This window comes from Serratia sp. 2C06 (assembly GCF_050037615.1).
In the GTDB taxonomy this organism is placed as follows: domain Bacteria; phylum Pseudomonadota; class Gammaproteobacteria; order Enterobacterales; family Enterobacteriaceae; genus Serratia; species Serratia ureilytica.
In genome coordinates this window covers 888553-915352 of sequence record NZ_CP188299.1, presented here as the reverse complement: position 1 = coordinate 915352, position 26800 = coordinate 888553, and the positions used below count along the sequence as shown (strand labels likewise).

22 protein-coding genes are annotated in these 26800 nt (G+C 61.5%); 7 read left to right on the top strand and 15 right to left on the bottom strand.

All coding sequences use genetic code 11. The features are described 5' to 3' along the window. Positions 1-36 precede the first annotated feature (36 nt). Together ACP3TA_RS04815 and ACP3TA_RS04810 are read left to right on the top strand one after the other, a co-directional pair. Positions 37-3129, top strand: coding sequence for an autotransporter outer membrane beta-barrel domain-containing protein (locus ACP3TA_RS04815; protein ID WP_426784552.1), 3093 nt, complete (start codon positions 37-39; stop codon positions 3127-3129). A 456-nt stretch (positions 3130-3585) separates the two neighbouring features. Further along, positions 3586-4437 carry a helix-turn-helix domain-containing protein gene (locus ACP3TA_RS04810; RefSeq protein WP_033645361.1) on the top strand — a complete coding sequence of 284 codons (852 nt, stop codon included), beginning with the start codon at positions 3586-3588 and terminating at the stop codon, positions 4435-4437. Here the strand turns inward: ACP3TA_RS04810 and ACP3TA_RS04805 are convergent. From ACP3TA_RS04805 to ACP3TA_RS04790, 4 genes are all read right to left on the bottom strand, one after another. After that, complete coding sequence (locus ACP3TA_RS04805) at positions 4427-6211, bottom strand: ATP-binding response regulator (protein ID WP_426784551.1); 1785 nt, start codon at positions 6209-6211, stop codon at positions 4427-4429. The genes ACP3TA_RS04810 and ACP3TA_RS04805 overlap by 11 nt on opposite strands. Then, on the bottom strand, positions 6208-6702 hold the full coding sequence (locus ACP3TA_RS04800; protein WP_033645359.1) for a molybdopterin-dependent oxidoreductase: 495 nt from the start codon (positions 6700-6702) through the stop codon (positions 6208-6210). The genes ACP3TA_RS04805 and ACP3TA_RS04800 overlap by 4 nt, the downstream gene beginning before the upstream one ends. 160 nt (positions 6703-6862) lie before the next feature. Beyond that, positions 6863-8215, bottom strand: coding sequence for a glutathione-disulfide reductase (gorA, locus tag ACP3TA_RS04795; protein ID WP_033645358.1), 1353 nt, complete (start codon positions 8213-8215; stop codon positions 6863-6865). Positions 8216-8345: 130 nt separating this feature from the next. Then, positions 8346-9188: a 23S rRNA (adenine(2030)-N(6))-methyltransferase RlmJ gene (locus tag ACP3TA_RS04790; RefSeq protein ID WP_033636386.1), complete on the bottom strand. Its 843-nt coding sequence runs from the start codon at positions 9186-9188 to the stop codon at positions 8346-8348. Between the two features lie 135 nt (positions 9189-9323). Between ACP3TA_RS04790 and ACP3TA_RS04785 the strand changes: the two genes are divergently transcribed. The 4 genes from ACP3TA_RS04785 to rsmJ all read left to right on the top strand — a co-directional run bounded on the left by ACP3TA_RS04785 (position 9324) and on the right by rsmJ (position 13122). After that, the gene (locus ACP3TA_RS04785; RefSeq protein WP_206196451.1) at positions 9324-9728 is read left to right on the top strand and encodes an ASCH domain-containing protein; all 405 of its coding nucleotides are present in this window, start codon (positions 9324-9326) and stop codon (positions 9726-9728) included. Positions 9729-9744: 16 nt separating this feature from the next. Next, a complete protein-coding gene (locus tag ACP3TA_RS04780; RefSeq protein ID WP_042785540.1) occupies positions 9745-10206 on the top strand; it encodes an HIT family protein in 462 nt (153 codons plus the stop codon). Positions 10207-10324: 118 nt separating this feature from the next. Next, positions 10325-12367 (top strand): oligopeptidase A, encoded by a 2043-nt coding sequence (prlC, locus tag ACP3TA_RS04775; RefSeq protein WP_033645356.1) that lies wholly within the window; start codon positions 10325-10327, stop codon positions 12365-12367. 8 nt (positions 12368-12375) lie between these two features. Beyond that, complete coding sequence (gene rsmJ / locus ACP3TA_RS04770; protein ID WP_028128290.1) at positions 12376-13122, top strand: 16S rRNA (guanine(1516)-N(2))-methyltransferase RsmJ; 747 nt, start codon at positions 12376-12378, stop codon at positions 13120-13122. 28 nt (positions 13123-13150) lie between these two features. Here rsmJ and ACP3TA_RS04765 read toward each other — a convergent pair whose 3' ends face one another. The 10 genes from ACP3TA_RS04765 to ACP3TA_RS04720 all read right to left on the bottom strand — a co-directional run bounded on the left by ACP3TA_RS04765 (position 13151) and on the right by ACP3TA_RS04720 (position 24291). Beyond that, positions 13151-13750 carry a KpsF/GutQ family sugar-phosphate isomerase gene (locus ACP3TA_RS04765; protein ID WP_170853399.1) on the bottom strand — a complete coding sequence of 200 codons (600 nt, stop codon included), beginning with the start codon at positions 13748-13750 and terminating at the stop codon, positions 13151-13153. Next, on the bottom strand, positions 13750-15387 hold the full coding sequence (locus ACP3TA_RS04760; protein ID WP_004931001.1) for an FGGY-family carbohydrate kinase: 1638 nt from the start codon (positions 15385-15387) through the stop codon (positions 13750-13752). Before ACP3TA_RS04760 ends, ACP3TA_RS04765 begins: the two co-directional genes overlap by 1 nt. A gap of 10 nt (positions 15388-15397) precedes the next feature. Beyond that, complete coding sequence (locus tag ACP3TA_RS04755; protein ID WP_016930441.1) at positions 15398-16351, bottom strand: ABC transporter permease; 954 nt, start codon at positions 16349-16351, stop codon at positions 15398-15400. Position 16352: 1 nt separating this feature from the next. Continuing rightward, the gene (locus ACP3TA_RS04750) at positions 16353-17342 is read right to left on the bottom strand and encodes an ABC transporter permease (protein WP_015379367.1); all 990 of its coding nucleotides are present in this window, start codon (positions 17340-17342) and stop codon (positions 16353-16355) included. Further along, on the bottom strand, positions 17335-18834 hold the full coding sequence (locus ACP3TA_RS04745) for a sugar ABC transporter ATP-binding protein (RefSeq protein WP_033645351.1): 1500 nt from the start codon (positions 18832-18834) through the stop codon (positions 17335-17337). The genes ACP3TA_RS04750 and ACP3TA_RS04745 overlap by 8 nt, the downstream gene beginning before the upstream one ends. Positions 18835-18939: 105 nt before the next feature. Continuing rightward, positions 18940-19926 carry an autoinducer 2 ABC transporter substrate-binding protein gene (locus tag ACP3TA_RS04740; protein ID WP_033636379.1) on the bottom strand — a complete coding sequence of 329 codons (987 nt, stop codon included), beginning with the start codon at positions 19924-19926 and terminating at the stop codon, positions 18940-18942. A gap of 329 nt (positions 19927-20255) precedes the next feature. Next, positions 20256-21599 carry an NADP-specific glutamate dehydrogenase gene (gdhA, locus tag ACP3TA_RS04735; RefSeq protein WP_021505207.1) on the bottom strand — a complete coding sequence of 448 codons (1344 nt, stop codon included), beginning with the start codon at positions 21597-21599 and terminating at the stop codon, positions 20256-20258. A gap of 200 nt (positions 21600-21799) precedes the next feature. Next, the gene (gene uspA / locus ACP3TA_RS04730) at positions 21800-22237 is read right to left on the bottom strand and encodes a universal stress protein UspA (protein ID WP_004930988.1); all 438 of its coding nucleotides are present in this window, start codon (positions 22235-22237) and stop codon (positions 21800-21802) included. Positions 22238-22504: 267 nt separating this feature from the next. Beyond that, a complete protein-coding gene (locus ACP3TA_RS04725; protein ID WP_042785536.1) occupies positions 22505-23413 on the bottom strand; it encodes a LysR family transcriptional regulator in 909 nt (302 codons plus the stop codon). Positions 23414-23517: 104 nt separating this feature from the next. After that, positions 23518-24291: an SDR family oxidoreductase gene (locus ACP3TA_RS04720; RefSeq protein WP_033645349.1), complete on the bottom strand. Its 774-nt coding sequence runs from the start codon at positions 24289-24291 to the stop codon at positions 23518-23520. Between the two features lie 434 nt (positions 24292-24725). On the opposite strand from ACP3TA_RS04720, the gene uspB reads away from it, so the two are divergent. Beyond that, entirely contained in the window at positions 24726-25061 is a 336-nt protein-coding gene (gene uspB, locus ACP3TA_RS04715; protein WP_004930978.1) for a universal stress protein UspB, read from the top strand. A 74-nt stretch (positions 25062-25135) separates the two neighbouring features. Here the strand turns inward: uspB and pitA are convergent, their stop codons facing one another. Then, positions 25136-26638, bottom strand: coding sequence for an inorganic phosphate transporter PitA (pitA, locus tag ACP3TA_RS04710; protein WP_033645348.1), 1503 nt, complete (start codon positions 26636-26638; stop codon positions 25136-25138). Between the last annotated feature and the right edge of the window lie 162 nt (positions 26639-26800).

The window sequence follows — 26800 nt, the reverse complement described above, 5'->3', positions numbered from 1 at the left end:
CAATAACAAGCAAAAGGTAAGGAAATGACAACAACAATGGGTTTTGATAGCAAAGGAAACGTTCGTCGCTCGCCGTGGCGGCTGAATGCGCTGGTCTGCTGCATGGCGCTGGCAGGGTATGCGCAGGCGGCGCCGCACGAGGTGAATGGCCAACCCGGCGATCCGGCCAGCTGGCGCAGCGCTGAATTCAACGCCAACTGGGGGTTGGGGGCGATCCACGCCGATGAGGCCTACGCCGCCGGCTACACCGGCAAAGGGCAAAAGGTGGGCATTTTCGACACTCCGGTTAACCGCCATCCCGAATTCGCCGGCGACGGCAAACTGATCAACGTCGTCACCGAAGGCTACCGCGCCTATACCGATCCGCACCGGCCGGGAATTAACGCCGGCGATCGCTTTTACTTCGACGGCACCTTCCACTTCTACAGCGGTTCGCAGGGCATGCTGAGCAATCACGGGGTGCACGTCGCGGGGATCAGCGCGGCGAATCGCGACGGCGTCGGCATGCACGGCGTGGCCTTCGATTCGCAGGTGATCAGCGTCGATAATGACAACGACGGCCCGGCGTACGGCGAATTCCTCGGCCTGGACGGCGCCGTCACCAATGCCGGCTGGCAGGCGATGATCAAGAGCGGCGTGCGGGTGATTAACAACAGCTGGGGCGTCAGCATTCCCGATTTCCTGTCCGACGGCGGCCGCGATCCTAACGCGCTGCACTTCGAGCTGAAGGATGCGCAGGAGCAATTCGATCAGGTCAAGCCGCTGCTCGGTAGCCTGGCCGGCGCAGGCTATCAGGGCGCCATCGACGCGGCGCGCAAAAATATTCTGGTGCTGTTCGCCGCCGGTAACGACGGCAATTACAACCAACCGGATGTGATCAGCGGGCTGGCCTACTTCGTACCGGACATCGCGCCGAACTGGCTGTCGGTCGCCAGCGTGGCGCAGGATGCGGCATCGGCCAACAGCGTGCCTTACACCATCAGCAGCTTCTCGTCCCGCTGCGGCTATACCGCCAGCTTCTGCGTCTCGTCGCCGGGCAGCAAAATCTACAGCACCGTGGCCAACGGTTCCGATCCGGCCAATCTGGTGTCGGACTACGGCAATAAAAACGGCACCTCGATGGCGACCCCGCACGTCACCGGCGCAGTGGCGGTGTTGCTGCAGCGTTTCCCGTACATGAACTCGGCGCAGATTGCCGACGTGCTGAAAACCACCGCCACCGACATGGGCGCGCCGGGCATCGACGCGCTCTACGGCTGGGGGATGATCAACCTGGGCAAGGCCATCAACGGCCCGGGCATGTTCTATACCGTCGAGGATATTCCCGCAGAGTTCCGCATCCCGGATCCGACGGGCGTGGCCTACGGCCCGACCCAGTTTGTCGTCAATATTCCGGGACTGGGCGCCGAGGTGGATGCCGGTACGTTGCATGCCAGGAAGTGTGACGATATCAGCTGTGAGTTGGACGTTTACTCCAATAACATCTCCGGCCACGGCGGCCTGACCAAGGAAGGGATGGGCACGCTGGTCATGACCGGCGCCAACACCTATTCCGGCCCGACGCTGGTCAATCAGGGCCGACTGGCGATCAACGGCTCGGTCACCTCGGACGTCAGCGTGCAGAGCGGCGGCATCGTCGGCGGCAGCGGCACGGTCGGTTCGCTGACCGCCCGCCGCGGCGGCACCGTGGCGCCGGGCAATTCGATCGGCACCCTGAACGTGACCGGCAACGTCAGCTTCGAACCGGGTTCGCGCTACGCGGTGGAAGTGGGGCCGAACGGCCAGAGCGATCGGATCCAGAGCAGCGGAGCGGCGACGATCGGCGGCGGCGAGGTGACGGTCTCGCTGGAGAACAGCCCCAATCTGCTGACGCAAAGCGAGGTGCGTAGCCTGCTGGGCCAGCAGTACAACATTTTGAGCGCGCAGCAGGGGGTGAGCGGGCAGTTTGACGCGGTGGCGCCGAACTACCTGTTCCTCGGCACCGGGCTGAGCTACCAGCCGGCCGGGGTGACGCTGAGCGTCGGGCGCAACGGCACGAGCTTCGCCAGCGTGGCGCAAACGTCGAACGAGCGGGCGGTGGCGGCGGCGGCGGATACGCTGGCGGCGGGCAACCCGGTGTACGAGAGCCTGCTCACCAGCGGCACGGCGGGTGAGGCGCGGCAGGCGTTCCGTCAGCTGTCGGGGCAAATCCATGCGGATATCGCGTCGGCGCTGGTGAACGACAGCCGCTACCTGCGTGAGGCGCTGAACGGGCGGCTGCGTCAGGCGGAAGGGCTGGCGAGCTCGTCGGCCATCAAGGCGGATGAGGACGGCGCCTGGGCGCAGCTGCTGGGGGCGTGGGACCACGCGTCGGGCGACGCCAACGCCACGGGTTATCAGGCCTCGACCTACGGGGTACTGGTGGGGCTGGACTCGGCGGCGGCGGCCGACTGGCGGCTGGGGGTAGCGACCGGCTACACCCGCACCTCGCTGCACGGCGGCTACGGGTCGAAGGCGGACAGCGACAACTACCACCTGGCGGCGTACGGCGACAAGCAGTTCGGGGCGCTGGCGCTGCGTGGCGGGGCGGGCTACACCTGGCACCGCATCGACACCAAACGGTCGGTGAACTACGGGATGCAGTCGGACCGTGACACGGCGAAGTACAGCGCGCGCACCGAACAGCTGTTCGCGGAAGCGGGCTACAGCGTGCAGGGCGAGTGGCTGAACCTGGAGCCGTTCGTCAACCTGGCGTACGTGAACTTCGAAAACAACGGCATCGCGGAAAGCGGCGGCGCGGCGGCGCTGCGCGGCGACAAGCAGCACACGGATGCGACGGTGTCGACGCTGGGGCTGCGTGCGGACACCGCGTGGCAGGTGACCCCGGGCACGACGGTGGCGCTGCGTAGCGAGCTGGGATGGCAACACCAGTACGGCGGGCTGGAGCGCGGCACCGGGCTGCGGTTCAACGGCGGCAACGCGCCGTTCGTGGTGGACAGCGTGCCGGTGTCGCGCGACGGCATGGTGCTGAAGGCGGGCGCGGAAGTGGCGGTGAACGAAAACGCTTCGCTGTCGCTGGGCTACGGCGGGCTGCTGTCGCAGCACCATCAGGATAACAGCGTCAACGCCGGCTTCACCTGGCGCTTCTGACGTTCAGCGGTCATTACAACGACAACGGAGCCGGCATGCCGGCTCCGTTTTTATTTGCGGCGGTGGGGGGAGAACGTATGATGGCGCGGCGTCAGGACAATAAAAAACCGGGACCCTGACGGATCCCGGCTCAAAAGTGGGTAAAACAGATTAGCGCTAAAGGCTCAAGCCCCGTTTTGCTTATGCAGTCCGAGCGATGTGAGCATCGTCTCAGTAGCGGCAACGGAACAAATTTTCCCTGGTGTTACTATGGTTATTATTAAAAAACGTGCTGGTGTTGTTTTTTTATAGTGTATTGCTGTATGTCTCTTTTGATACCATGTTTGACGATGCAACATGGTATGTCAAGCAACGTTTTTAACGCATAATTGCATGGGATGCTAGTTTTAGATGTGGCTTTTTCAGCAGAAATAATCAAAACGACTGATAAATCAGTAAAAAAAATCGAAGGAACAAATGGATAATAATCACCAAAAATTCGATTCACAGTCGATTGCCAATCGGGTCAGAGAGCTGTTTTTACATTACGGGATTGGAAAACGTCAGCATGCCCGAGAGCTCAGCCGCATCTTGGATCTGAGTTTTTCACATGCGCACCGCAAATTGAAAGGGCAAAGCCCCTGGACGCTGGAACAGATCAACAGCGTCGCGGCCGCGCTCGGAGAAACGCCGGCGGCGATCGCCGATTTGAGTGCCGAACACGAGGCGGCCGAACCGAACATGGCGCGCGATGCCATCTTTTTTGTGGCAGGGGTCGCGATGCCTTGCGTCGGGCACATCGGCGACGAGCTTCCCGCCGGGCGGCCGGCGGAATTTGTGGCGCTGCGCATCGAGGGGCAATGGCATATCTATCGCGCCGATGAGGCGCCGGCAGGGCCGCGTTATGGCGTCGAGCTGATCGAAATCCGGCCCGGCTATGGCGACGACGAGCGTCTGAGCATTGCGGTATTGGACGATTCGCATCAGGCGGCCGATGAGTTGGCCAAGTATCTTGGCGGCTGCGGTTTCAACGCGGTGGCGTTTTACGACGTCGACAGCTTCTGTCAGGCGTTGCAGCAAAGCCTGTTCGACGGTTACGTGGTGGACTGGCTGATCGGTGAAGAAACGGCGGATCGCTGTATCGCCACCATCCGCGCCTCCGACAACCCGGACGCGCCGGTACTGGTGCTGACCGGTGAGCTGGGCACCGATCGACGCGAATCGGAAATCGCTCAGGCGATGCGCGAGTACGATGTGCTCGGCCCTTATGAAAAACCGGTGCGGCTCCATGTGATCGAAGCCGCACTGCAACGCTGTTTTAATCTTTAGCGGGGAACACCTCGGCCAGCGCGTTCGACAGCGCATCCAGCCGAACCGGCTTCATCAGGTAGTTGTCGAACAGCGCGCGCTGATCCGCCGTGAGTTGCTCCGGCGTGTAGGCGCTGATGCCGATGATCGGCACATGGCGGTTGGGGCCGCGACGATTGCGCAGCTGCCTGGCCAGGGCGGCGCCGTCGATGCCCGGCATCTGCAGATCCAGCAACAGCGCGTCATAAGGGCGCCTGAGCAGTTTCTGCAGCGCGCGCTCCGGCGAGTCGCACAGTTCGTGCTGGTAACCCAGCTTATCCAGCAACGCCGCAAAGGCGTCACCCACCGACTTGTTGTCATCCACCACCAGCACCTGCTGCGGTTTCTGCTGCAGAGAGGTATTGGCGGTGGCGGGCTCGTCGGCGCGTTCTTCTTCACTGATCTGCACCGGAATGCTGACGATAAAGGTGCTGCCCTTCTTGATTTCGCTGTACACCGTGATGGTGCCGTCGAGCAGCGTCACCAGGCCGTGCACGATCGCCAACCCCATCCCCACGCCGGCATATTGCTTGGTATGCGACTGATCCAACTGGGTAAAGGGTTTGAAGATCTGATCGAGCTGGTCTTTTTCGATACCGATGCCGGTGTCGGTCACTTCGATAATCAGCGAACTGCCGCCGGGTTGACGGCGCAGACAGCTGTGCAGCGTAATGCTGCCGCTTTCGGTGTATTTGTAGGCGTTGGTCAGCAGGTTGACGATAATCTGCCGGATGCGCAGCGGGTCGGAATGCACCAACAGGTGGCTGCACTCCACCTCGCAGCTCAGTTTGACCTGCTCTTTGCGGGTCAAAGTAGCGATTTCGTTGGCGGTCTCCGCGATCAGCTTCTGCGCGTCGAACGGCACGATGCGCAGCTCCATCATGCCGCTGTCGAGGTGCGCGTAGTCGGTCAGATCTTTCATTTGGCTTTCGATCTGCTGCGCGGCGGTCTCCAGCCGCTGGAAGGTGTCCGCATGCTCCGCCGATACCCGGGTATTCACCAGCACGTCGATGGCCGACATCACGCTCTGCAATGAGGTGCGCAGTTCGTGGCCGATGGCGCCGAGGAAGGCGTTTTTGGTGCGGGTCGCTTTCTCCGCCTCGATCGCCTTGGCCTGCTGGCGAATGGTCAGCCGCTGCTGACGGAACACGATCAGGGTGATGGCGATCAGCGCGATCACCGAGAACATGACAATCACCAGCCCATAGAAAATGATGTGCCGTTTCTCGATGTAGTCCTCATAGGCGGCGGTGCGCTGCTTCACCTCGGCGTGGTCGGTCAGGTTGGCCATTTCGATGGCGTAAGGCTTAATGGCCTTCATGGCCGCGAAAACCTGATTGAAGTCGATTTTCGGGTTATCCAGCAGTTTATCGATGCGATCCATCTGCAGGCGCATCTGCTTGACCACTTCCGGGTAGCCCGGCTCGGCGTACAGCGGTTGCGTGGATTCGGAGACGGTTTCCAGCAAGTAAAAGCGCGAATAGAGGATTTCGAACCGCAGCCGCAGGTTGTCGTTGTCCACCTGCGGCGCGTGGCTCTGCTGCTCGACGAACGTGTCGAATTCCGCCAGCTTGATGGAGAACTTGGCGATCGACCAGGAGTAGTTCTCCTGCGTGCCGGCGATGGCATACAGCCCTTTCTTCGACAGGGTGGCGCTGTAGTAATAGAGCGTGACGGTCGAAGCCACCAGAAACAGCGCGGCGAAGATGGCCGGTATCGCCAGCCTGCTGCCGTTCTTAAAGGTCGTCAGCTTCATTTGATCACGATCCTGTCGACTTGCCAGATAAAGCGCGAGTTGTACAACGGCGAGTTCAGCTCAGGCCCGGCGGCGTCACGCGGGTAAACCAGGAACAGCGGGCCGAAGTTTCTGAGCTTCAGCATCTCCCCGTCCATCTTGTAGGCCAGGATCATGTTGTACTTCTTGACGTCGGACAACGGCACGTCGATGTAATAATCGTTCAGCGCGTAGAAGGTCAGCGTCTCGCCCTTGGCGCCGACGCGCTCCAGGATGTCGGCCACCGAAATCCCTTCAAACTTCCTCTGCGGCGTCCAGGAGGTGGAGGTCGTGATGCTGTGCACCGGCATCGCCAACAGCTGTTTATCGGTGAACAGATAGCTTTTTTTGACCGGATCGGTCACGTTGTCGATCTTGCCCGCCACTTCCAGGGTAAAGCTGAGCGCGCTGCTCTGGGCGATAATCAGGGCCACGCAGGCCATCGCAAGGGTTTTGCATAGTTTGAACAGCATCGGCGTTCTCCAGAGGCGCGGGGAGGTTTGTATCAGTCCCGCTAATTTATCAGGCAGAATAATGGCAGAAAAAGCAGGCGGGTGCGAAGGGAATAGTAAACCGCACAAAAAGAACAGGCCGGTATTTACCCCGGCCTGAGAGAAGGATAAACGTAGCGCCTCAGCGCATGGTGACGAACTCTTCCGCCGCAGTCGGGTGGATAGCCACGGTGTTGTCGAAGTCCTTCTTGGTGGCGCCCATCTTCACCGCCACCGCGAAGCCCTGCAGGATCTCGTCCATGCCGAAGCCGATGCCGTGCAGGCCGACGATCTTCTCTTCTTTACCCGCGCACACCAGCTTCATGCGGCACGGCTGGCGGTGCTGCGTGACGGCGCTGTACATGGCGGTGAAGGAGGATTTGTACACCTTCACGTTGTCCGCGCCGAATTTCTCGATGGCTTCCGGCTCGGTCAGACCGACGGTGCCGATCGGCGGGTGGCTGAACACCACGGTGGCGATGTTGCTGTAGTCCAGGTGCTCGTCCGGCTTGTTGTTGAACAGGCGCTCGGACAGGCGGCGGCCAGCGGCCACGGCGACCGGGGTCAGTTCTACCGCGCCGGTGTTGTCGCCCACCGCGTAGATGCCTTTGACGTTGGTGTTCTGGAACTTATCGACGTCGATGTAGCCTTTCTCATTGGTTTTCACCCCGGTCACGCCGAGGTTCAGGTTGTCGGTCGCCGGTTCGCGGCCGATGGCCCAAATCAGGCAGTCGACGGTGAATGCCTTGCCGTTTTCCAGCTGCAGCGTCAGGCTGCCGTCGGCGTTCTTGACGATTGCTTTCGGCACCGATTCGGTATGCAGGCTCGGCCCCTCGGTGTTCATCACTTCCACCAGGGTGTCGACGATCATCGGATCGAAGGTGCGCAGCGGCGCGTGCTTGCGCACGAACAGGTGCGTTTCCGCGCCCAGCGCGTTCAGCACGCCGGCGATCTCTACGGCGATATAGCCGGCGCCCACCACGGCGACGCGTTTCGGCATGGCGTCCAGCTCAAAGAAGCCGTCGGAGTCGATACCGTATTCCGCGCCCGGAATAGCCGGATGGCTTGGGCGGCCGCCGGTGGCGATCAGGATGTGATCGGCGGTGATGGTTTCGCCGTTCACTTCCACGGTGTGCGCATCCACGAAGCGCGCGAACCCTTTGATCACGTCAACCTTGTTCTTGCCCAGCACGTTATCGTAGGAGTTGTGAATGCGGTCGATATAGGCGGTGCGGTTGGCGACCAGCTTTTTCCAGTCGAAGGCGTTGACGGTGGTGTCGAAGCCGTAGTCCGGGCCGTACTGATGGATGGCCTCGGCGATCTGCGCCGCGTGCCACATGACTTTTTTCGGTACACAACCCACGTTTACACAGGTGCCGCCCAGCTCTTTGGCTTCAATCAGCGCACACTTTTGGCCGTACATGGCTGCCCGGTTGATCGATGCGATACCGCCGCTGCCGCCGCCAATTGCTAGATAATCGTAATGTTTCGTCATCTGGGATTTCCATGAGTTGTGAATTTGAAGAGGGTAAGAGTTTAACGCCTGACCGGGGTTTGTCGCAAAGATTGCGTCGATGGCTGCGATAGGCGGACGCAGGGCGCGGCAAAGCGCGCCCTGCCGGGGATTATTCCGGTACCACCCAGTTGACCAGATGGTGGCCGATGCCCGACGGCACCAGCACCTTGTGCAGCCACGGCAGCACGTTTTTCATCTGCTGCTCCAGCTTCCACGGCGGGTTGATGACGATCATGCCGGAGGCGGTCATGCCGCGCTGATCGCTGTCGGGTTTCACCGCCAGCTCGATCTGCAGGATGCGGCGAATGCCGGTGGCTTCCAGATCGCGCAGCATGCGTTTGATCTGCTGGCGCATCACCACCGGGTACCACAGCGCGTAGGTGCCGGTGGCGAAACGCTTGTAGCCTTCCTGAATGCCTTTGACCACGTCCTGGTAATCGGTCTTCATTTCATACGGCGGGTCCATCAGGATCAGGCCGCGGCGCGACGGTGGCGGCAGCTGGGATTTCAGCTGCTGATAGCCGTCGGCGCGCTGCACTTTGGCGCGCTCGTCTTTCTGGAACTCGCTGCGCAGCAGCGGGTAATCGCTCGGGTGCAGCTCGGTCAGGTGAATTTTATCCTGAGGGCGCAGCAGCTGGCGGGCGATCAGCGGCGAACCGGGGTAGTAGCGCAGCGTGCCGGAACGGTTGAAGTTGTGCACCACGCTCATGTAGGCCGCCAGCTCCTCGGGCAGATCGTCGCGTTGCCACAGCAAGCCGATGCCTTCCAGGTATTCGCCGGTGCGCTCGGCGTGTTCGCCGCTGAGCTGATAACGGCCCGCGCCCGAGTGGGTATCCAGATACAGGAACGGCTTCTCTTTTTCCTTCAGCGACTCGATGATCAGGCTCTGAACGGTGTGTTTGAGCACGTCGGCGTGGTTGCCGGCGTGGAAACTGTGGCGATAACTTAACATGACGAGTGGCGGTTCCTTGTGCTCCGCAGACGGAGCATTCAATGCAATAAGGCTTATAATCTGCACAGTATAAACTGTCTGGCCGGGAAAAACCGGACTCCGTTGCCGCAGACGTTAACAGAAAGGGACAGGACGATGAGCAAACAGGCGATTTTGGCGAATTACCCCGACGCGGCGCGCTGGGCGTTCGGCGACGGCCCCGCGTTAGCCGACGAACTGCTGGGGTTGGTGCTGAGCGGGGATAAAACCGCCACCTGCAGTTCCTATGCGAGCTATCGTCGGGAACCAACCCCGAGGATCGGCGATTACAGCATCGTTCTCGATGGCCGCGGCGAACCGGCCTGCGTGATCAGGACCCTGGCGCTGCGCCTGGTGCGTTACGACCAGGTGACCGCCGAGATGGCGGCCAAAGAGGGCGAAGGCGACAAAAGCCTGGCATTTTGGCGCGAGGGGCATCAGGCATTCTTTACCCGCGAGGGGAGCTTTGCGCCGGACATGTGGCTGGTATTCGAAGAATTCGAACGGGTTGAAACGCTGTGAATCACAAGGAGAAAGGATGAGCTGCATTTTTTGCGACATCGTGGCGGGCAAGGCGCCGTGCCATAAAATCTGGGAAGACGACGACCATCTGGCGTTCCTGTCCATCTTTCCCAACACCGACGGCTTCAGCGTGGTGATCCCCAAGGCGCACCACCCGAGCTACGCGTTTGACCTGCCGGACGAGGTGCTGAGTGCGTTGATGCTGGCGACCAAGCGGGTGGCGCGGCAGCTGGATCGCGCGTTCGACGACGTCGGCCGCTGCGGCATGGTGTTCGAGGGTTACGGCGTCGACCATGTGCATGCCAAACTGATCCCGCTGCACGGCACCGCGTCGCTGGAGCAGTGGCGGCCGATCGAATCGACCTCGCCGAAGTTTTTCACGCGTTACGAAGGTTATATCTCCTCCCACGATGCGGCGCGCGCCGACGACGAACAGCTGGCGGCGCTGGCCGCCCGCATTCGCCAATGCGCCGTTTAAGGCACGAACGATCAACGCCGGGCATTGATTTTCCTGTTGCCTGGCTCCATGTTAGAGATTCATACGCATTTTAAGGCTCGCCCCAGTGGCGGGCCCCAACGCTAATCAGGACTGCCCTATGACAAATCCGTTGCTGACCCCGTTTTCCCTGCCGCCGTTTTCGGCGATCCGCCCTGAAGATATCGTGCCTGCGGTGCAATCCGCGCTGGCGGACTGCCGCGCTGCGGTAGAGCGCGTGGTCGCGCAGCCGGGGCCGTTCACCTGGGACAATCTGTGTCAGCCGTTGGCGGAGTCGGACGATCGCCTGTCGCGCATCTGGTCGCCGATCGGGCACCTGAACTCGGTGAAAAACAGCCCGGAGCTGCGCGCCGCCTATGAGCAGGCGCTGCCGCTGCTGTCCGAGTACGGCACCTGGGTCGGCCAGCACGAAGGGCTGTACCAGGCCTACCGCAGCCTGAAAGAGGGCGCGGCGTTCGAGACGCTGAGCGTGCCGCAGCGCAAGGCGGTGGACAACGCGCTGCGCGACTTCGAGCTGTCGGGCATCGGCCTGTCGGCGGACAAACAGCAGCGCTACGGCGAGATCGTCGCGCGCCTGTCCGAACTGGGCTCTACCTACAGCAACAACGTGCTCGACGCCACCATGGGCTGGAGCAAACTGATTACCGACGAAGCCGAGCTGAGCGGCCTGCCGGAAAGCGCCCTGGCGCAGGCCCAGGCGATGGCGCAGGCCAAAGAGCAGGACGGCTGGCTGCTGACGCTGGACATGCCGAGTTACCTGCCGGTGCTGACCTACGCCGACAACCGCGCGCTGCGTGAAGAGATGTACCGCGCCTTCGCCACCCGCGCCTCTGACCAGGGGCCGAACGCCGGCAAATGGGACAACAGCGAAGTGATGGCGGAAACGCTGGCGCTGCGCCACGAGCTGGCTCAGCTGCTGGGCTTTGACACCTACGCCGACAAGTCGCTGGCGACCAAGATGGCGGAAAGCCCGGAGCAGGTGATCGGCTTCCTGAGCGATCTGGCCAAGCGCGCCCGCCCGCAGGCCGAGCAGGAGCTGGCGCAGCTGCGCGCCTTCGCCAAACAGCACTATGGCGTGGACGAGCTCGACGCCTGGGACATCACCTATTACGGCGAAAAACAGAAGCAGCACCTGTTCTCCATCAGCGACGAGCAGCTGCGCCCGTACTTCCCGGAACAGCGTGTGGTGGAAGGGCTGTTCGAAGTGGTGAAACGCATCTACGGCATCACCGCCAAAGAGCGTAAAGACGTGGATACCTGGCATCCGGACGTGCGCTTCTTCGATCTGTTCGACGCCGACGGCGAACTGCGCGGCAGCTTCTACCTCGATCTGTACGCCCGCGAAAACAAACGCGGCGGCGCCTGGATGGACGACTGCGTCGGCAGCCTGCGCAAGGCCGACGGCACGCTGCAAAAACCGGTCGCTTACCTGACCTGCAACTTCAACCGCCCGCTGGGCGACCAGCCGGCGCTGTTCACCCATAACGAAGTGACGACGCTGTTCCACGAGTTCGGCCACGGTCTGCACCACATGCTGACGCAGATCGATACCGCCGGCGTCTCCGGCATCAACGGGGTGCCGTGGGATGCGGTCGAGCTGCCGAGCCAGTTTATGGAAAACTGGTGCTGGGAGCCGGAAGCGCTGGCGTTTATCTCCGGCCACTACCAGAGCGGCGAGCCGCTGCCGAAGGCCATGCTCGACAAGCTGCTGGCGGCCAAGAATTACCAGGCGGCGCTGTTCATTCTGCGCCAGCTGGAGTTCGGTCTGTTCGATTTCCGCATGCACTTCGAATACAGCCCGGAGAAAGGGGCGCAGATCCTGCCGACGCTGGCGGAAGTGAAGAAAATGGTGGCGGTGGTGCCTTCGCCGAGCTGGGGCCGCTTCCCGCACGCCTTCAGCCACATCTTCGCCGGCGGCTACGCGGCGGGTTACTACAGCTACCTGTGGGCGGAAGTGCTGTCGGCCGACGCCTACTCGCGCTTCGAAGAAGAGGGGATTTTCAACGCCGAGACCGGCAAATCCTTCCTCGACAACATCCTGTCGCGCGGCGGTTCGGAAGAGCCGATGGCGCTGTTCAAACGCTTCCGTGGCCGCGAGCCGCAGCTGGATGCTATGCTGCGCCATTACGGCATTAAAGGATAACCCGACACGTGAGCGTGTGTTTATTGTGTGAAGCAGGCGCCGATCCCGGCGCCTTGTCTGTTTTGGCGCAGCGCTGGCGGCTGACGTCCGACGACGACGCGCCGATGGCGCTGGTATTGACCCCGCAGCGGCTGGAACTGCGCAAGCGCGACGAGCCGAAGCTGGGCGGGATCTACGTCGATTTCGTCTCCGGCGCCATGGCGCACCGGCGCCGCTTCGGCGGCGGCCGCGGCGAGGCGGTGGCCAAGGCGGTCGGCATCAAGGGCAGCTACCTGCCGGACGTGGTGGACGCCACCGCCGGGCTGGGGCGCGACGCCTTCGTGCTGGCGGCGCTGGGCTGCCGGGTGCGGATGCTGGAGCGCAATCCGGTGGTGGCGGCGTTGCTGGACGATGGCCTGCAGCGCGGCTATCAGGATGCGGAAATCGGCCCGTGGCTGCGCGAGCGCCTGACGCTGCTGCACGCCTCCAGCCTGACGGCGCTGGCGGATCTCAGCCCGCGCCCCGAGGTGGTGTATCTCGATCCGATGTTCCCGCACAAGCAGAAAAGCGCGCTGGTGAAGAAAGAGATGCGGGTGTTCCAATCGCTGGTGGGCAGCGACGATGACGCCGACGGCCTGCTGGAACCGGCGCGCCGTTTGGCGACCAAGCGCGTGGTGGTGAAACGCCCGGACTACGCGCCGCCGCTGGCCGACGTGCCGGCGCACGCCGCCACGCTGACCAAAAGCCACCGTTTCGACATCTACATGCCGCTGTAATGTCTGCCGGGCCCGCCGTGTCGGGCCCTCAGTTTTCCTCCCGCAAACTTTTCCCCACGCCGCCGGCCGGATGCACCGCCAGCAAGGCGGCCTTGTCATAGCCGCTGCGCGTCATCAGGCAGGCGCAGGCGGCGTCGAAGATCGCCAACACCAGCACAATCGAGGTGGTGGCCAGCATGTTCAGCGGATCTATCTCCCGTTGCACCCCGGAGGCGATCGTCAGCTGCGCCGCCTGTGCGATGGCGGAATGCGGGTTTTCCGTCACCGCGATCAGCGTCACCCCCTTGGCCTGCAGCGTCGGCAGCAGGCGGGTCAGCTCGTCGGAATTGCCGCCGCGCGAGATCAGGATCAGCAGATCGTCGGCGCGCAGAAAACCCAGATCGCCGTGCGCAGCGCCGGTGGCGTCGAGGTAGACCGCCGGCCGCTCCACGCAGGCCAGCATATGGGCTATCTTGCGCGCCGCAATCCCCGAGGTGCCGACGCCGGTGACGGCGATTTTACCGCGGCAGTCGGCCAGCAGCGCCAGCAGCCGTTGCCAGGTGCGCGCATCGAGGCGTTCGCCCAGCTGCGCCAGCTCCTGGCTGTAGGTTTGCCAGCCCTGCACAGCCTGCCGCCACTCTTGCTGCATCACGCCTCCTCCTGCATCAACCGGCGGTATTTCATGTGGTCGTTGTACAGCTCGTGGAACACCCGGTATTTGCGATCGTAGTAGCTTTTTATCTGGTTGGTCTGCGGCGTCACCGTCTTGCCGATGCGGCTCATGGCGCTCATCGCCTCCGGCAAGGTGTCGAACACGCCGGCCGCCACGGTGCCCATCATCGCGCCGCCCAGCAGCATCGCTTCGCTCTCCTCCGGCAGCAGCATGGCGCAACCGGTAGCGTTGGCGTGCTCTTGCACGAAGATCGGGTTCTTGGTGCCGCCGCCGCTGGCCATGATGGTGTCGATGCTGTAGCCGCTGTGGTTCATGGTTTCGATGATGTGGCGGGTGCCGAGCGCGATGGCCTGAATGGTGGCCAGGTAGTGCAGCGCCATGTCCTCCGGCGTGCGCGACAGCTTCAGCCCGGTCAGGATGCCGGTCAGCGTCGGGTTGGCGCGCGGCGAGCGGTTGCCGTGGAAGTACGGCAGCATGTGAATGTCCTGCGTCAGGAAGGCGATGTTCTCCGGCTCGCCGGCCATGCGGCGCAGAATGGCGTTCAGCACCTCATAGATGGTCTGGCCCTGAGTTTTCGCCTGCGCCAGCAGCTCCTGATAGCACGGGTGCGACTGGATGACGTGGTCGATCAGCGCGCCGGTGGCGGACTGGCCGCCTTCGTTCAACCAGTATTCCGGCAGGATCGCCGAGTAATACGGCCCCCAAACGCCGCCGATAAAGCGCGCGGTGCGCGACATCGCCATATGACCGGTGGAGGTGCCGCCGATCAGCGCGACGCGGCGGTTGAAGTCGGCCACCTCGCCGGAGACGCCGGTGGCGCCCAGCGTGCCGAGGGTGCCGGCGTGGGCATCGATGATTGACACGCTCACCGCCGTGCCGGCGATCAGCCCCATCTCGCTGGCGGCGCGCTGAGTCAGGCCGTGGCCCAGCGGCTCGCCCATCATTTTAACGTCGCTGCCGATCTTGGCGGCGTCGTGTTCCAGCACGTCTTCCAGCCCGATCTGCTGGAAGTAGCTCTTGTCCCAACGCTGCTCGTGGCCGAGATAGGTCCACTTGCACACCGTCGAGCACAGCGAGCGGGTGGCGTCCTGGGTGGCGCGCCAGGTGAGGAAGTCCGGCAGATCGAACAGGTAACCGGCGTTGGCCCAGGTGGTGGGCATGTGTTGCTTCAGCCACAGCAGTTTCGGCGTCTGCATCTCCGGCGAAATGATGCCGCCGACGAAGTCCAGCACCCGGTGTTTGGTGGCGTTGATGCGCTCGGCCTGGGCGATCGCCCGGTGATCCATCCACACGATGATGTTCTGCTCGGTGCGGCCGGAGGGGCTGACGGTCAGCGGTTTGCCTTCTTTATCCAGCACCACCAGCGAACAGGTGGCGTCGAAGCCCAGCCCTTTGACCTGGATCGGGTTGATGTCGGCCTGGTTGACCGCGTCGCGCACCGCATTGCACACCGCCTGCCAGATGTTATCCGACGACTGCTCGACGAAATCCGCCTTCGGCCGGTACAGATCGATGGCCCGGCTGGCCTGGCCGACCATGCGGCCATTGAGATCGAATACGCCCGCGCGCGCGCTTCCGGTGCCCACATCTACGCCAATAAAATAGCTCGCCATTATTTTCTCCTCAGGCTTTTCGATTCTGTAACGCGATAAACAGGATCAGCACGCCGCCCCACAGGGCCATGGTCAGGTAGCTGCTGACCCCCAGCAAATTGAGGCCGCTTTCCAACATTTGCAGCACGATCAGCGCCAGCACCAGCCCCAGAATGCGGCCGAAGCCGCCGTCCGGGTTAATGCCGCCCAGCACCGAGGCCAGAATGGTCACCAGCAGATAAGATTCGCCGTAGCCGGCCTTGGCCGAGTTGAACTTGGCCATCATCAGCAGGGCGGCGCCCCAGCCGAGCAGCGCCGACAGGATATACACCGCGATCTGCACCCGCGCGGTGTTCACGCCGCTGAAGCGGGTGGCCTGCTCGTTGGAGCCGATCAGGTACAGGCTGCGCCCCAGCGTGGTGTGCTCCAGCAGCAGCCACAGACCCACCGCCACCAGCAGGAACAGGATCAGCGCCACCGGCACGCCGAGCACGGCGCCGTTGCCGAGAAATTGAATCGCCGCCGGGAAGCCGGAGATCACCGCGCCGTTGGACAGCAGAATATTCAGGCCGGTGATCAGGGTCATGGTGCCGAGCGAGGCGAGGATGGGCGAGACGCCTATCCAGGCTACCAGCGCGCCGTTGAGCGCGCCGATCGCCACCGCCACCAGCAGGCCGGCCAACAGCGCCAGCGCCAGGAACAGCGGCTGGTCGGGATGGCTGACGATGATCGCCGCCATCACCAGCGAACAGGCGTTGGCGCCGGCGATGATCGACAGGTTGATGCCGCCGGTCAGCATGGTGATGCCCATGCCGAGCGCCAGCAGGCCGAGGATCGGCAGCTGCGAGGCGATCGACTGGAAGTTGCCGAGGCTGAAGAAGCGCGATCCGAGCAGCCCGGCGAACAGCAGCGCCACCGCGATGATGATCGCGCCCTGCAGGCGAATGATCCGATCGTTTGGGATCAACCGAGTTAACTGCGTCATGTCAGATCTCCTTGAGCAGCTTGCGTTTTTCGTTCCAGGCGGTGGTGCTGATGCTGATCAAAATGATCGCGCCGCTGAATACCTGGTGCCAATAGGCCGAGACGCTGAGCAGCGTCAGCCCGTTTTGCAGGAAGGCCAGCAGCACCACGCCGAGCAGGGTGCCGGTCAACGATCCGCGGCCGCCGCTCATGCTGGTGCCGCCCAGCACCACCGCCGCCAATACCGTCAGCTCGAAGCCGAGCAGCGAGTTGGGCGCCACCGACTGGGTGATCTGCGCCTGCACCACCGCCGCGACGCCGGCCAGAATGCCCATATAGCCGTAGACGCAGAAGTGCAGCCGCAGCAGGTTCAACCCCAGGCGCGACGCCGCGTCGCGGTTGCCGCCCATGGCGTAGATCTGGCGCCCCAGCCGGGTGCGGTTCATCAGCACGCCGGTGACGACGATGGTTGCCAGCAGGCACAGCAGCGGCAGCGTCAGGCCGTAGTCGTAACCGTCGGCGCCCTGGAACGAGAACCAGTTGATGCCGTTCATGAACCAGTCCGGGAAGCCGTACAGCCAGGTGCCGTTGGTGGCGTATACCAGCAGGCCGTAGAACAGGTTAAGGGTGGCGATGGTGATGATGATCGCCGGCACCTTCAGCCAGTACACCAGGAAACCGTTCACCAGCCCGAGCAGCAGGCCGACGCCAATCGCCAGGGCGAACGCCAGCGGGAAGCTGCCGCCGTGCTGGATCACCCAACTGGCCATCACATACTGCGCGATGGCGGTGACCGCCGGGAACGAAATGTCGATGCCGCCGGCGATCAGCACCACGAACAGCCCGCAGGCCAGGATGCCGAGAATGGCGTAGCTGGTGGCGACGTCGGTCAGGTTGCCGAGCGTCAGAAACTCATCGGTGCCGGCGCTCAGGCCGATCGCCAGCAGCAGCACCAGCAGGCCGAGATAAAACTCGTGCCGCCCGGCCAGGCGGGCCAATAATGACTTATCCATTCACCACCTCGGCGATCTGTTGTTCGGTACTCTGGTGCGGCGCGAATTCGGCGATCAGCTCGCCTTTGCGCATCACCATCACCCGATGGCTGTTGTAATAGGCTTCCGGGATCTCGTCGCAGATCATCAGCACCGCCATGCCCAGTTGCGCCAGATCGCGGGCGATCTGATAGATCCCCTCTTTGTTGGCGATGTCGACGCCGACGGTGGGCGAGTCGAGGATCAGGATCTTCGGCTGGGTCGCGACCCATTTGGCGATGGCGATGCGCTGGGCGTTGCCGCCGGACAGGGTTTTCACCGGCAATGCGCTGTCGGACACCTTGATGTTCAAATCGCGGATCAGCCGGTTAACCAGCTCGGTCGCCTTGGCGTGATCCAGCAGCCCGAGCGAGGTATGCAGCCGATCGAAGACGGTGACGATGGTGTTGTCGTAGATCGATTGCTCCATGATCAATCCCTGCGTCAGACGATCTTCCGACACGTAGCCGATGCCGTGGCGCACCGCTTCGCGGTTGTTGTGCAGCTGCACCGACCGGCCCTCGATGCGGATCTCGCCGCTGTCCGGCCGCGTCATGCCGAACAGGCTGAGGCACAGTTCGGTGCGGCCGGCGCCGAGCAGGCCGACGATCGAGACGATCTCGCCGCCGCGCAGCGCCAGATTGACGTTGCGGTATTTCTCGCCGCGGCTGAGGTTGCGCACCTCGAGCAGCGGCGCCTGTTCGGCCGGCGGCAGCGGGGGCAGCGGGCTGTAATGAAAGCGTTGGCCGGTCATCAGGAACGCCAGTTCATGGCTGTCCAGTTCGCTGGCCGGCCAGGTGCCCACCAGCTTGCCGTCGCGCATCACGCTGATGCGATCGGCGACTTCCATCACTTCATCCAATCGGTGGCTGACGAACACCACGCAGATGCCGGCCGCCTTCAGTTCGTTGACCACCCGCAGCAGGCCGTCGACCTCCTGGCGGGTCAGCGAGGCGGTCGGTTCGTCCATGATAACCAAGCGCGCTTCGGCGGCGATGGCGCGGCAAATCGCCACCAGCTGCCGATCGGCGATCGACAGTTTTTCTACTTTTTTATCGGGATCGATGTGTACGCCGACCCGCGCCATGGCGTCCAGCGCCGTCTGGCGCATCACCCGCTTGTGCACCCAGAAGTGGCCGCCGGGCAGGTAACGGTGGATGGCGATGTTTTCCGCCACCGTCAGGTTAGGGAACAGCGACAGGTCCTGGTAGATCACCTGTATGCCGTAATAACCGGACAGCTGCGGCGTCAGGGCGTGGAAGAGTTTGCCTTCCAGCGAAATATTGGCGCCTTTTTCCGGCTGATAGACGCCGGAGATGATTTTAATGATGGTGCTTTTGCCGCAGCCGTTTTGCCCGGCCAGGCAGTGCACTTCGCCTTTATTCAGCGTCAGGTTGATCTGGTCTAATGCCAGCACGCCTGGGAATCGCTTGCTGATATTCTCCAGGGTGATAAATGCGGGGGAGGCTGTCATAACGTTAACCTGTGCTTGCGTAGCGGCCGAAGCCCTGGGCGCAGCGTTGCTGCGCCCCTACGAGGGTTTAACTACTTTCCCGGTGTGGCGAAATTACGCGAAAAATCAGAATCCGAGCGATTGGGCGTTGTCTTTGGTCACTTCCAAAATCTTATTAAACCGAATCACTTTGTGTTCCATATCGACGTCGGCTTTGCCGAGGCCCTCGATCGACAGGTCCTTATTCACTTCTTTGCCCTGCAGCAGCTGGTCGGCCACCGTCACCAGCGCATAACCGGCGTCTTTCGGATCCCACAGCAGCGCTTTCTTGATGTCGCCGCGCATCAGGTAAGGAGCGGCCTGCGCCGGCATGGCGATGCCCACCACCGCGATTTTGTCCTTGGCGCGTTTCTTGGCCACCGCCTGGCCGGCGCCGATTGGGCCGAGCGAACCGAAGCCGATGATGCCCTTCATCTGCGGATAGGTTTTCATCAGATCCAGCGTGGTGGCGTAGGATTTGTCGATGCTTTCCGCCACCGGCAAGCGCGAGGTGACTTCAAACATGTCCGGGTATTTTTCTTTCTGGTATTTGATGGCGGAATCGGCCCAGGCGTTGTGCAACGGCACAGTCAGCGAGCCGACGTAGATCGCGTAGCCGCCTTTGCCGCCCATGTCTTTCGCCAGCTCATCGACGTTGGCCTGCGCGTATTTCTCGCTGTCGATGGTCTCGATGTCCCACTGGCCGATCTGCTGGTCCGGGGATTCATGGGTCAGCACCACGATGCCTTTGTCGCGCGCTTTTTTCAGCACCGGCTCCAGCACCTTGGCGTCGTTCGGCACCACGATGATGGCGTTGACGTTCTTGGCGATCAGATCCTCAATCACCTTGACCTGCGCAGCCGGATCCGGCGTAGACGGGCCGGTCTGGTAAGCGTTGACGTCGAGTTTTTTCGCCGCTTCGTTGACGCCCACTTCCATGCGGTTGAACCACGGAATGCCGGTCACTTTGGCGACCACGGCAATCTCATATTTATCAGCGGCGAACACAGGTGTTGTCGATAACATGCACGCAGAAACCACACATGCATTTAATAATGCGAGGTTAAATTTCATTAGCTGTACCTTTTTTTATCTGTAGGGGTGGCGGTTTTTCCACCGCTGCAGATTACAAAGGAATGGAAGAGGGGGCGTAGCTGAAGTTAATAAAATGTGATCTGCGCACATTTAAGTAAAATACTGGCGTATTTAGTGTTAAATAAATGTTTAATTATTTGGTGGTGGTAAACTTACTACCAATCAAACGACCATAAATAACTTTTTATTAACCTTTAATTAACTTTCATGCATCATTTTGATGGCTTGGACGCGGAAAAAAATGCCGGCGCAGAGGCCGGCATTGAAGCATTTAATCGATGTGTGAACAAGATCACCTTTGCGCCCGATTACAGCACGCCCTGGGCCAGCATCGCCTCCGCAACCTTAACGAAACCGGCGATATTCGCGCCGTGTACATAGTGGGTTTGCTTGCCCTCGCCGCCGTATTCCACGCAGGCATGGTGAATATCCGCCATGATATGTTGTAAACGTACATCCACTTTTTCCGCCCGCCAGCCGATGCGCGCGGCGTTTTGCGCCATCTCCAGCCCCGAGGTGGCTACGCCGCCGGCGTTGGCCGCCTTGCCGGGCGCGAACAGCACCCCGGCGTCGAGGAAGGCGTCGGTGGCCTGGATGGTGGTCGGCATGTTGGCGCCTTCCGCCACCGCTTTCACCCCATTGCGGATCAGCGTCTGCGCCGCCTCGAGGTCCAGTTCGTTCTGGGTGGCGCACGGCAGGGCGATATCCACCGGCACGTTCCACGGCTGCTGGCCCGCCAGGTAGGTCAGGCCGCGTTCGCGGGCATAGTCCGCCACCCGGCCGTAGCGCTGGTTTTTGATCTCCGCCAGGTGCGCCAGCTTCTCGGTGGTGAAGCCGTCTTCGTCCACCAGAGTGCCGCCGGAATCCGACACGGTGATCACGCGCGCGTCCAGCTCCAACGCTTTCTCGATGGTGTACTGCGCCACGTTGCCGGAGCCGGACACCGCCACCCGCATGCCCTCAAAGCCCAAGCCGTGGCGCTGCAGCATGGCGTCGGTAAAGTACACCAGGCCGTAGCCGGTCGCCTCGGGGCGGATCAGGCTGCCGCCGAAGGAGAGCCCTTTGCCGGTAAACACGCAGGCGGTGTTGTTGGACAGTTTCTTCATCATGCCGGCCATAAAGCCGACTTCACGGCCGCCGACGCCGATGTCGCCGGCCGGCACGTCGGTGTCCGGGCCCAAGTGGCGATACAGCTCGGTCATCAGCGCCTGGCAGAAACGCATGATCTCGCCCTGGCTTTTGCCCTTCGGATCGAAATCGGAGCCGCCTTTGCCGCCGCCCATCGGCAGGGTGGTCAGCGCATTCTTGAAGGTCTGCTCAAAGCCGAGGAACTTCAGGATCGACAGGTTTACCGACGGGTGGAAGCGCATGCCGCCCTTGTAGGGGCCGATGGCCGAGTTGAACTGGACGCGAAAGGCGCGATTGACCTGCACCTGGCCGCGATCGTCCACCCAGCTGACGCGGAACTGAATGATGCGCTCGGGCTCCACCAGGCGCTCCAGCAGCGCCTGTTCGCGATAGCGCGGGTTGCGCTCGATAAATGGCCACAGCGAGGTGAACACTTCGCGCACGGCCTGCAGATATTCCGGCTGGTGGGGGTTATGGCGTTGTAACGAGGACAGGAAAGACTCTACCGATACGGCATATTCCATGGATAACTCCTTTTAGCATTAAATTTTCCCCCGCTATTTCTTATAGATTTGGGTATAGATGATGCTCGGGGGAGGATGTTGTGTCTTTAGCGACTATATCATCGGAGGGCGGTTGATTATCAAGCGATTAATCGGCGTAGCGGCATGAAAAACGCCCGCAGGGCGCGGGCGTTGGGCAGTTAAGTTAGCAAGCGCTTACTTTATTCGTCTTCTTCGTCGCGCAGCGGCACGATCAGCATATCGATGTGCACGGTATTGATCAGCTGGCGAGCGGAAGACATCAGTTTGCTCCAGAAGTCCTGGTGGTGACCGCACAGCACCAGATCCATGTCGTATTTCTTGATGGCGTCCACCAGCACCTGCGCCAGATCGCCGCTGCCGCTCAGAGTCTCGGTGATCGGGTAGCCGGCGTTTTGCGACAGCTCGGTCAGCGCCTGATGGGTTTCCTCAGAGATGCGTTTTTGCATGTCGCCGAGATTGACGTCGATCAGGCCAGTATAGAGGTCGGAATAGTTGACATCGACGTGGATCAGAGAAACTTTAGCGTTGTACGGCCGCGCCATCGAGACGGCTTTTTCTACCAGGATCTTGCTTTCCGGGGATAGGTCCACCGCGATCAGTATGTGTTTGTAAGCCATAAGATTACTCCTTCCATAAACATGCCGATTAAAAAGGGTTAGCAGGCGTTCCGTTTACCCGCCTGGCGCTTTTGGTTCCATAGTATCATTCGGATAACGCAATGATATGTTGGGGCGATCACACTGCGCCGCATCGAAAATCTCTGCGCACGATACCTTTCGTTGTACACCCGCGCGGCGAAAAAGCCTAAGGGTTATGCGGGTTTTAACGGTCTGACCGCTTGAATTATAAGCGTTATTAAACAAAGTATAGCGCTAAATGTGCAATCAGCGCTCCAGATGCGGTTGCAGCAGGCTTTCAAACCACTCATGAAACACCGCCAAACGGCGGGAACGCTGGCGGCGATGGGGGTAGATCAGGGCGATCGGCATGGAGGCGGCGCGGTAACCGGGCAGGACTTCCACCAGTTCACCGGCGTCGAGCAGGTGTTGCACGTCGTAGCGCGGGATTTGCATCAATCCCAGCCCGGCGCGGCAGCAGGCGATATAGCTTTCGGCGTTGTTGACCACCACCCGGCTGGGCAAGTCGAGCCGCTGGGTGTGGCCGTCGCCGGTCAGGTATTCCCAGGGGGATTCGCGGCCGGTTTTGGGCGAGGCGTAGCCGATGCTCCAGTGCCCCTCGGCGAGATCGGCGGGATGAAGAGGATGGCCGAATTCGCTCAGGTAGGCGGGGCTGGCGCAGTTGATCAGCGCGATATGGCCGAGCGGGCGCATCACCAGGCTGCTGTCGTGCAGATCGCCGACGCGCACCGCGCAGTCGACCCCTTCCTGCACCAGATCGATGGCGCGATCGGCGGAGCCGAGCACCAGCTGCAGATGAGGGTGGCGCCGCAGCAGGCTGGGCAGCGCCGGCGCGATCAGCCGACGGGCGATGCGGCTCGGCACATCGACGCTGAGCCGCCCGGAGGCCTGCCGTTGGCTGGCCTGAAACGATTGATCGATATCTTCCACCTCGGCCAGCAGCGGGCGCAGCCGTTCGAGCAGCTGTTCGCCGTCGGCGGTCAGCCGCACTTGCCGTGTGGTGCGGTGCAGCAGGCGCACGCCCAACTGCGTTTCCAGTTGCTGAACGGCGGCGGACACCGAGGCGCGCGGCACCTCCAGCGCATGGGCCGCCCGGATAAAGCTGCCCATCTCCGCCACCTGCACGAATACGCGGTATTGATTGAATCTGTCCATCTCGTTGACCTGCTGTTCCTTGGCGCCGTTTCTGACAGAGAGTGTAGCCGCATGGCGCGGTTGCGCGCGAGCAGGTGCGGGGGCGATAGGTGCCCCCGCCGGGTTTATTTGGTGGTGTAGCCGCCGTTGATCAGGATGGTTTGGCCGGTTATCCACCAGCCGTCGCTGACCAGATGACGGATGAACGGCACCACGTCTTCGATATCGGTCAGGCCGGTTTGGCTGAATGGCGACAGCGCCGCCGCCGTCTTGTGGTAGGCCACGGCGTCCGCGCCTTCCGCCGGGTAGAAGAACGGGGTATCCATCGGGCCGGGGCCGACCGCCGTCACGGAGATGCCGCGCTCGCCGAACTCCTTGGCGGCGGCGCGGGTGAAGTGCTCCACCGGCGCTTTGGTGCCGGCGTAAGCGGCGTAGAACGGCGTGAAGGCGCCGAGCAGCGAGGTGACCAGCGTGCAGATTTTGCCGTTGTCGTTAAGGTGCTTACCCGCTTCTTTCAGGAAGAAGAACGCGGTTTTGGCGTTGACCGCGGTCATCTCGTCATACTCGGCTTCGCTGATGTCGATCAGCGGCTTTTTCAGCACCTTGCCGACGGTATTGATGGCGATATCCGGCTTGCCGACGGCGGCGACAGCATCGGCGAACAGCTTCTCGACCGCGCCCGCCGTGGTCAGATCGGCCTGCAGCGCGACGCCTTGCGCCCCGGCGGCCTGAATGGCGGCGACGGTTTTCTCCGCCTCGGTTTTGGAGGCGGCGCTGTTGTAGTGGATCACCACCGCTTTGGCGCCTTGCTCAGCCAAATCGCGCGCGATCAGCCCGCCGAGGTTCTTGGCGCCGCCGGCGATCAGGACGGTTTTTCCCTTGATTGAATGGTTTGCCATAACAGTTTCCTTGGATAAGCGTAACGGAAACCTGAGTCTAGCCAGCGTGGGGGGAAAGATCAGCGGCGTGGCGCGGGATAGACTATCCATAAAAACAGCCTAATCGAAAACGGGCGGTTATCGCTTATAACGCCCCGGCAGGTGACTTTTCGGCACAGGGCGGTAAATTTTATCCACTGCTCAGGCCAGTTTGCGTTTCATTAACCTACAATGATGGATATGGGCCTCATCATTTCTCCTCTGAGTAGAACCATGCCGTGCAAATCTCATCGTGCGGTGCGGCAACGTCTTCGGAGGCGGTGGGTTATGGGCGTGGCCCGTGCAGGCTAAAAAAGGGGATGAGAGCGGTAAGCTCCAGCAGAGTATCGGGTAATGAGGTAGGGCGGTTGGACCCGGCGGATGGCCGCGGATAACAACGCCTTGAGGGGGCAATCATGATCAGTACCGTCGCGCTGTTTTGGGCCTTGTGTGTGGTGTGTGTGGTTAACATGGTGCGGTATTACTCTTCTCTGCGCGCGCTGCTGGTGGTATTGCGCGGCTGTGACCCGCTGCTGTACCAATATGTCGACGGCGGCGGTTTCTTTACCGCCCACGGCCAACCCAGCAAGCAGCTGAGGCTGGTGCGTTATATTTTCGCGCAGCGCTATGTCGAGCACCACGATCCGGAGTTTATTCGCCGCTGTGAGCGGGTGCGCGGGCAGTTTATGCTGACTTCGGCCCTGTGCGGCCTGGTGGTCATCTGCCTGATAGCGATGATGATTTGGTATTAATGCCTTTCTGTTTCCCTTGATGCAGGCAAAAAAAAAGGCGGCCATGCGGCCGCCTTCCTCATGATGCTTGTCGCTTAGATCAGCTTCAACGCGACCCAATACAGCGCACCGGAAAGCAGAATCGAGATTGGCAGGGTGAGCACCCAAGCCAACAGGATGTTCTTCACGGTTTTGCTCTGCACACCGCCGCCGTCCACGATCATCGTCCCGGCAACCGCCGAAGAGAGAACGTGGGTGGTGGAGACCGGCATGCCGGTATAACTCGCCACGCCGATCGACAGCGCCGCGGTCATCTGGGCCGATACGCCCTGGGCGTAGGTCATGCCTTTCTTGCCGATCTTCTCGCCGATGGTGGTGGCTACGCGTTTCCAGCCCACCATGGTGCCGAGCGACAGCGCCAGCGCGACGGCGACGATGATCCACATCGGCGCGTACTCGACGGTCTGCAGCAGATCCTGACGCAGGTTCTTCAGGAAGCGCTGGTCGGCGGATGAGGTTTCCGGCAGCTTGGCGACTTTATCCGCCGTGTCGGTCACGCACATCAGCAGGCGGCGCAAATGGCTGCGCTGCTCAACCGTCAACTGATCGTAGCTTTGCAGGTTGGTTAGCATGCCCTGAGCCAGCTCGATCGCCGGCATGGCGCGTGAACTGTCGCAGTGGAACTCGGCCGGTTTGCCAGGCGTGGCTTCGTCATCCGGGCTTGGCACCAGCGGCGTCAACGACACCGCATGCGACAGCGCGTCGCCGTGCTGCTGGTAATATTGCTGCAGGTGGGTCACGGCGTCACGCGTACGGGTGATGTCATAACCGGTTGCATTCATATTGACCACGAAGCCGGCCGGGGCAACGCCGATCAGCACCAGCATGATAAGGCCGATGCCTTTCTGACCGTCGTTGGCGCCGTGCGAGAAGCTGACGCCAATCGCCGACAGGATCAGCGCGATACGGGTCCAGAACGGCGGCTTGCGTTTGCCGTCGACCTTTTCACGTTCCGCTGGGGTCATGTGGATACGCTGGCGTTTCTTGGTGCCACTCCAATAGCGGCGCAAGGCGAACACCATCACTCCCGCCACCATCATGCCGACCAGCGGCGAGAACAGCAGAGAAAGGAAAATGCCAATCATTTTCGGGACGTTAAGCGCATCCACGACCGAAGTGTGGGTCATCAGGGCGTTGGTTAAACCGACACCGATGATTGCGCCTATCAGCGTATGGGAACTGGACGCCGGCAGACCGAAATACCAGGTGCCGAGGTTCCAGATGATTGCCGCCAACAGCATGGAGAAGACCATGGCTAATCCGTGTGCTGAACTGACGTTCAACAACAGATCGGTAGGCAACAAGTGGACGATGGCGTAAGCAACACTCAAACCGCCGAGCATTACGCCAAGAAAGTTGAACAAACCTGCCATCACGACCGCAAGTTGCGAGCGCATGGCGCGGGTATAAATAACTGTAGCGACCGCATTGGCCGTATCATGAAAACCGTTGATGGCTTCATAAAACAACACGAACAACAATGCGAGAATTAACATCAGGCCGGTATGGAAATCCAGGCCAGCGAACAAATGCAGCATAAGCGTTACGCCAGTTTGTGGACATGAACGCCGCGCATTATCAGTGACAACCGGTGCCGGGGAAAAGGAAAATATGACGTTTTTTTGATTTGGACATGACGAAATGGTGGCGTGTCTATAACAAAAATATGGAATATCAACGCGTTAATCTGCTCTGACCTC

Coding starts and splice junctions, on each gene's coding strand:
- prlC (WP_033645356.1), top strand. CDS start 10,325: ATGACAAATCCGTTGCTGACCCCGTTTTCCCTGCCGCCGTTTTCGGCG.
- ACP3TA_RS04815 (WP_426784552.1), top strand. CDS start 37: ATGGGTTTTGATAGCAAAGGAAACGTTCGTCGCTCGCCGTGGCGGCTG.
- uspA (WP_004930988.1), bottom strand. CDS start 22,237: ATGGCTTACAAACACATACTGATCGCGGTGGACCTATCCCCGGAAAGC.
- ACP3TA_RS04740 (WP_033636379.1), bottom strand. CDS start 19,926: ATGAAATTTAACCTCGCATTATTAAATGCATGTGTGGTTTCTGCGTGC.
- ACP3TA_RS04785 (WP_206196451.1), top strand. CDS start 9,324: ATGAGCAAACAGGCGATTTTGGCGAATTACCCCGACGCGGCGCGCTGG.
- ACP3TA_RS04755 (WP_016930441.1), bottom strand. CDS start 16,351: ATGACGCAGTTAACTCGGTTGATCCCAAACGATCGGATCATTCGCCTG.
- ACP3TA_RS04750 (WP_015379367.1), bottom strand. CDS start 17,342: ATGGATAAGTCATTATTGGCCCGCCTGGCCGGGCGGCACGAGTTTTAT.
- ACP3TA_RS04790 (WP_033636386.1), bottom strand. CDS start 9,188: ATGTTAAGTTATCGCCACAGTTTCCACGCCGGCAACCACGCCGACGTG.
- ACP3TA_RS04780 (WP_042785540.1), top strand. CDS start 9,745: ATGAGCTGCATTTTTTGCGACATCGTGGCGGGCAAGGCGCCGTGCCAT.
- uspB (WP_004930978.1), top strand. CDS start 24,726: ATGATCAGTACCGTCGCGCTGTTTTGGGCCTTGTGTGTGGTGTGTGTG.
- ACP3TA_RS04720 (WP_033645349.1), bottom strand. CDS start 24,291: ATGGCAAACCATTCAATCAAGGGAAAAACCGTCCTGATCGCCGGCGGC.
- gdhA (WP_021505207.1), bottom strand. CDS start 21,599: ATGGAATATGCCGTATCGGTAGAGTCTTTCCTGTCCTCGTTACAACGC.
- gorA (WP_033645358.1), bottom strand. CDS start 8,215: ATGACGAAACATTACGATTATCTAGCAATTGGCGGCGGCAGCGGCGGT.
- pitA (WP_033645348.1), bottom strand. CDS start 26,638: ATGCTGCATTTGTTCGCTGGCCTGGATTTCCATACCGGCCTGATGTTA.
- ACP3TA_RS04765 (WP_170853399.1), bottom strand. CDS start 13,750: ATGCAGCAAGAGTGGCGGCAGGCTGTGCAGGGCTGGCAAACCTACAGC.
- ACP3TA_RS04725 (WP_042785536.1), bottom strand. CDS start 23,413: ATGGACAGATTCAATCAATACCGCGTATTCGTGCAGGTGGCGGAGATG.
- ACP3TA_RS04800 (WP_033645359.1), bottom strand. CDS start 6,702: ATGCTGTTCAAACTATGCAAAACCCTTGCGATGGCCTGCGTGGCCCTG.
- ACP3TA_RS04805 (WP_426784551.1), bottom strand. CDS start 6,211: ATGAAGCTGACGACCTTTAAGAACGGCAGCAGGCTGGCGATACCGGCC.
- ACP3TA_RS04745 (WP_033645351.1), bottom strand. CDS start 18,834: ATGACAGCCTCCCCCGCATTTATCACCCTGGAGAATATCAGCAAGCGA.
- ACP3TA_RS04810 (WP_033645361.1), top strand. CDS start 3,586: ATGGATAATAATCACCAAAAATTCGATTCACAGTCGATTGCCAATCGG.
- ACP3TA_RS04760 (WP_004931001.1), bottom strand. CDS start 15,387: ATGGCGAGCTATTTTATTGGCGTAGATGTGGGCACCGGAAGCGCGCGC.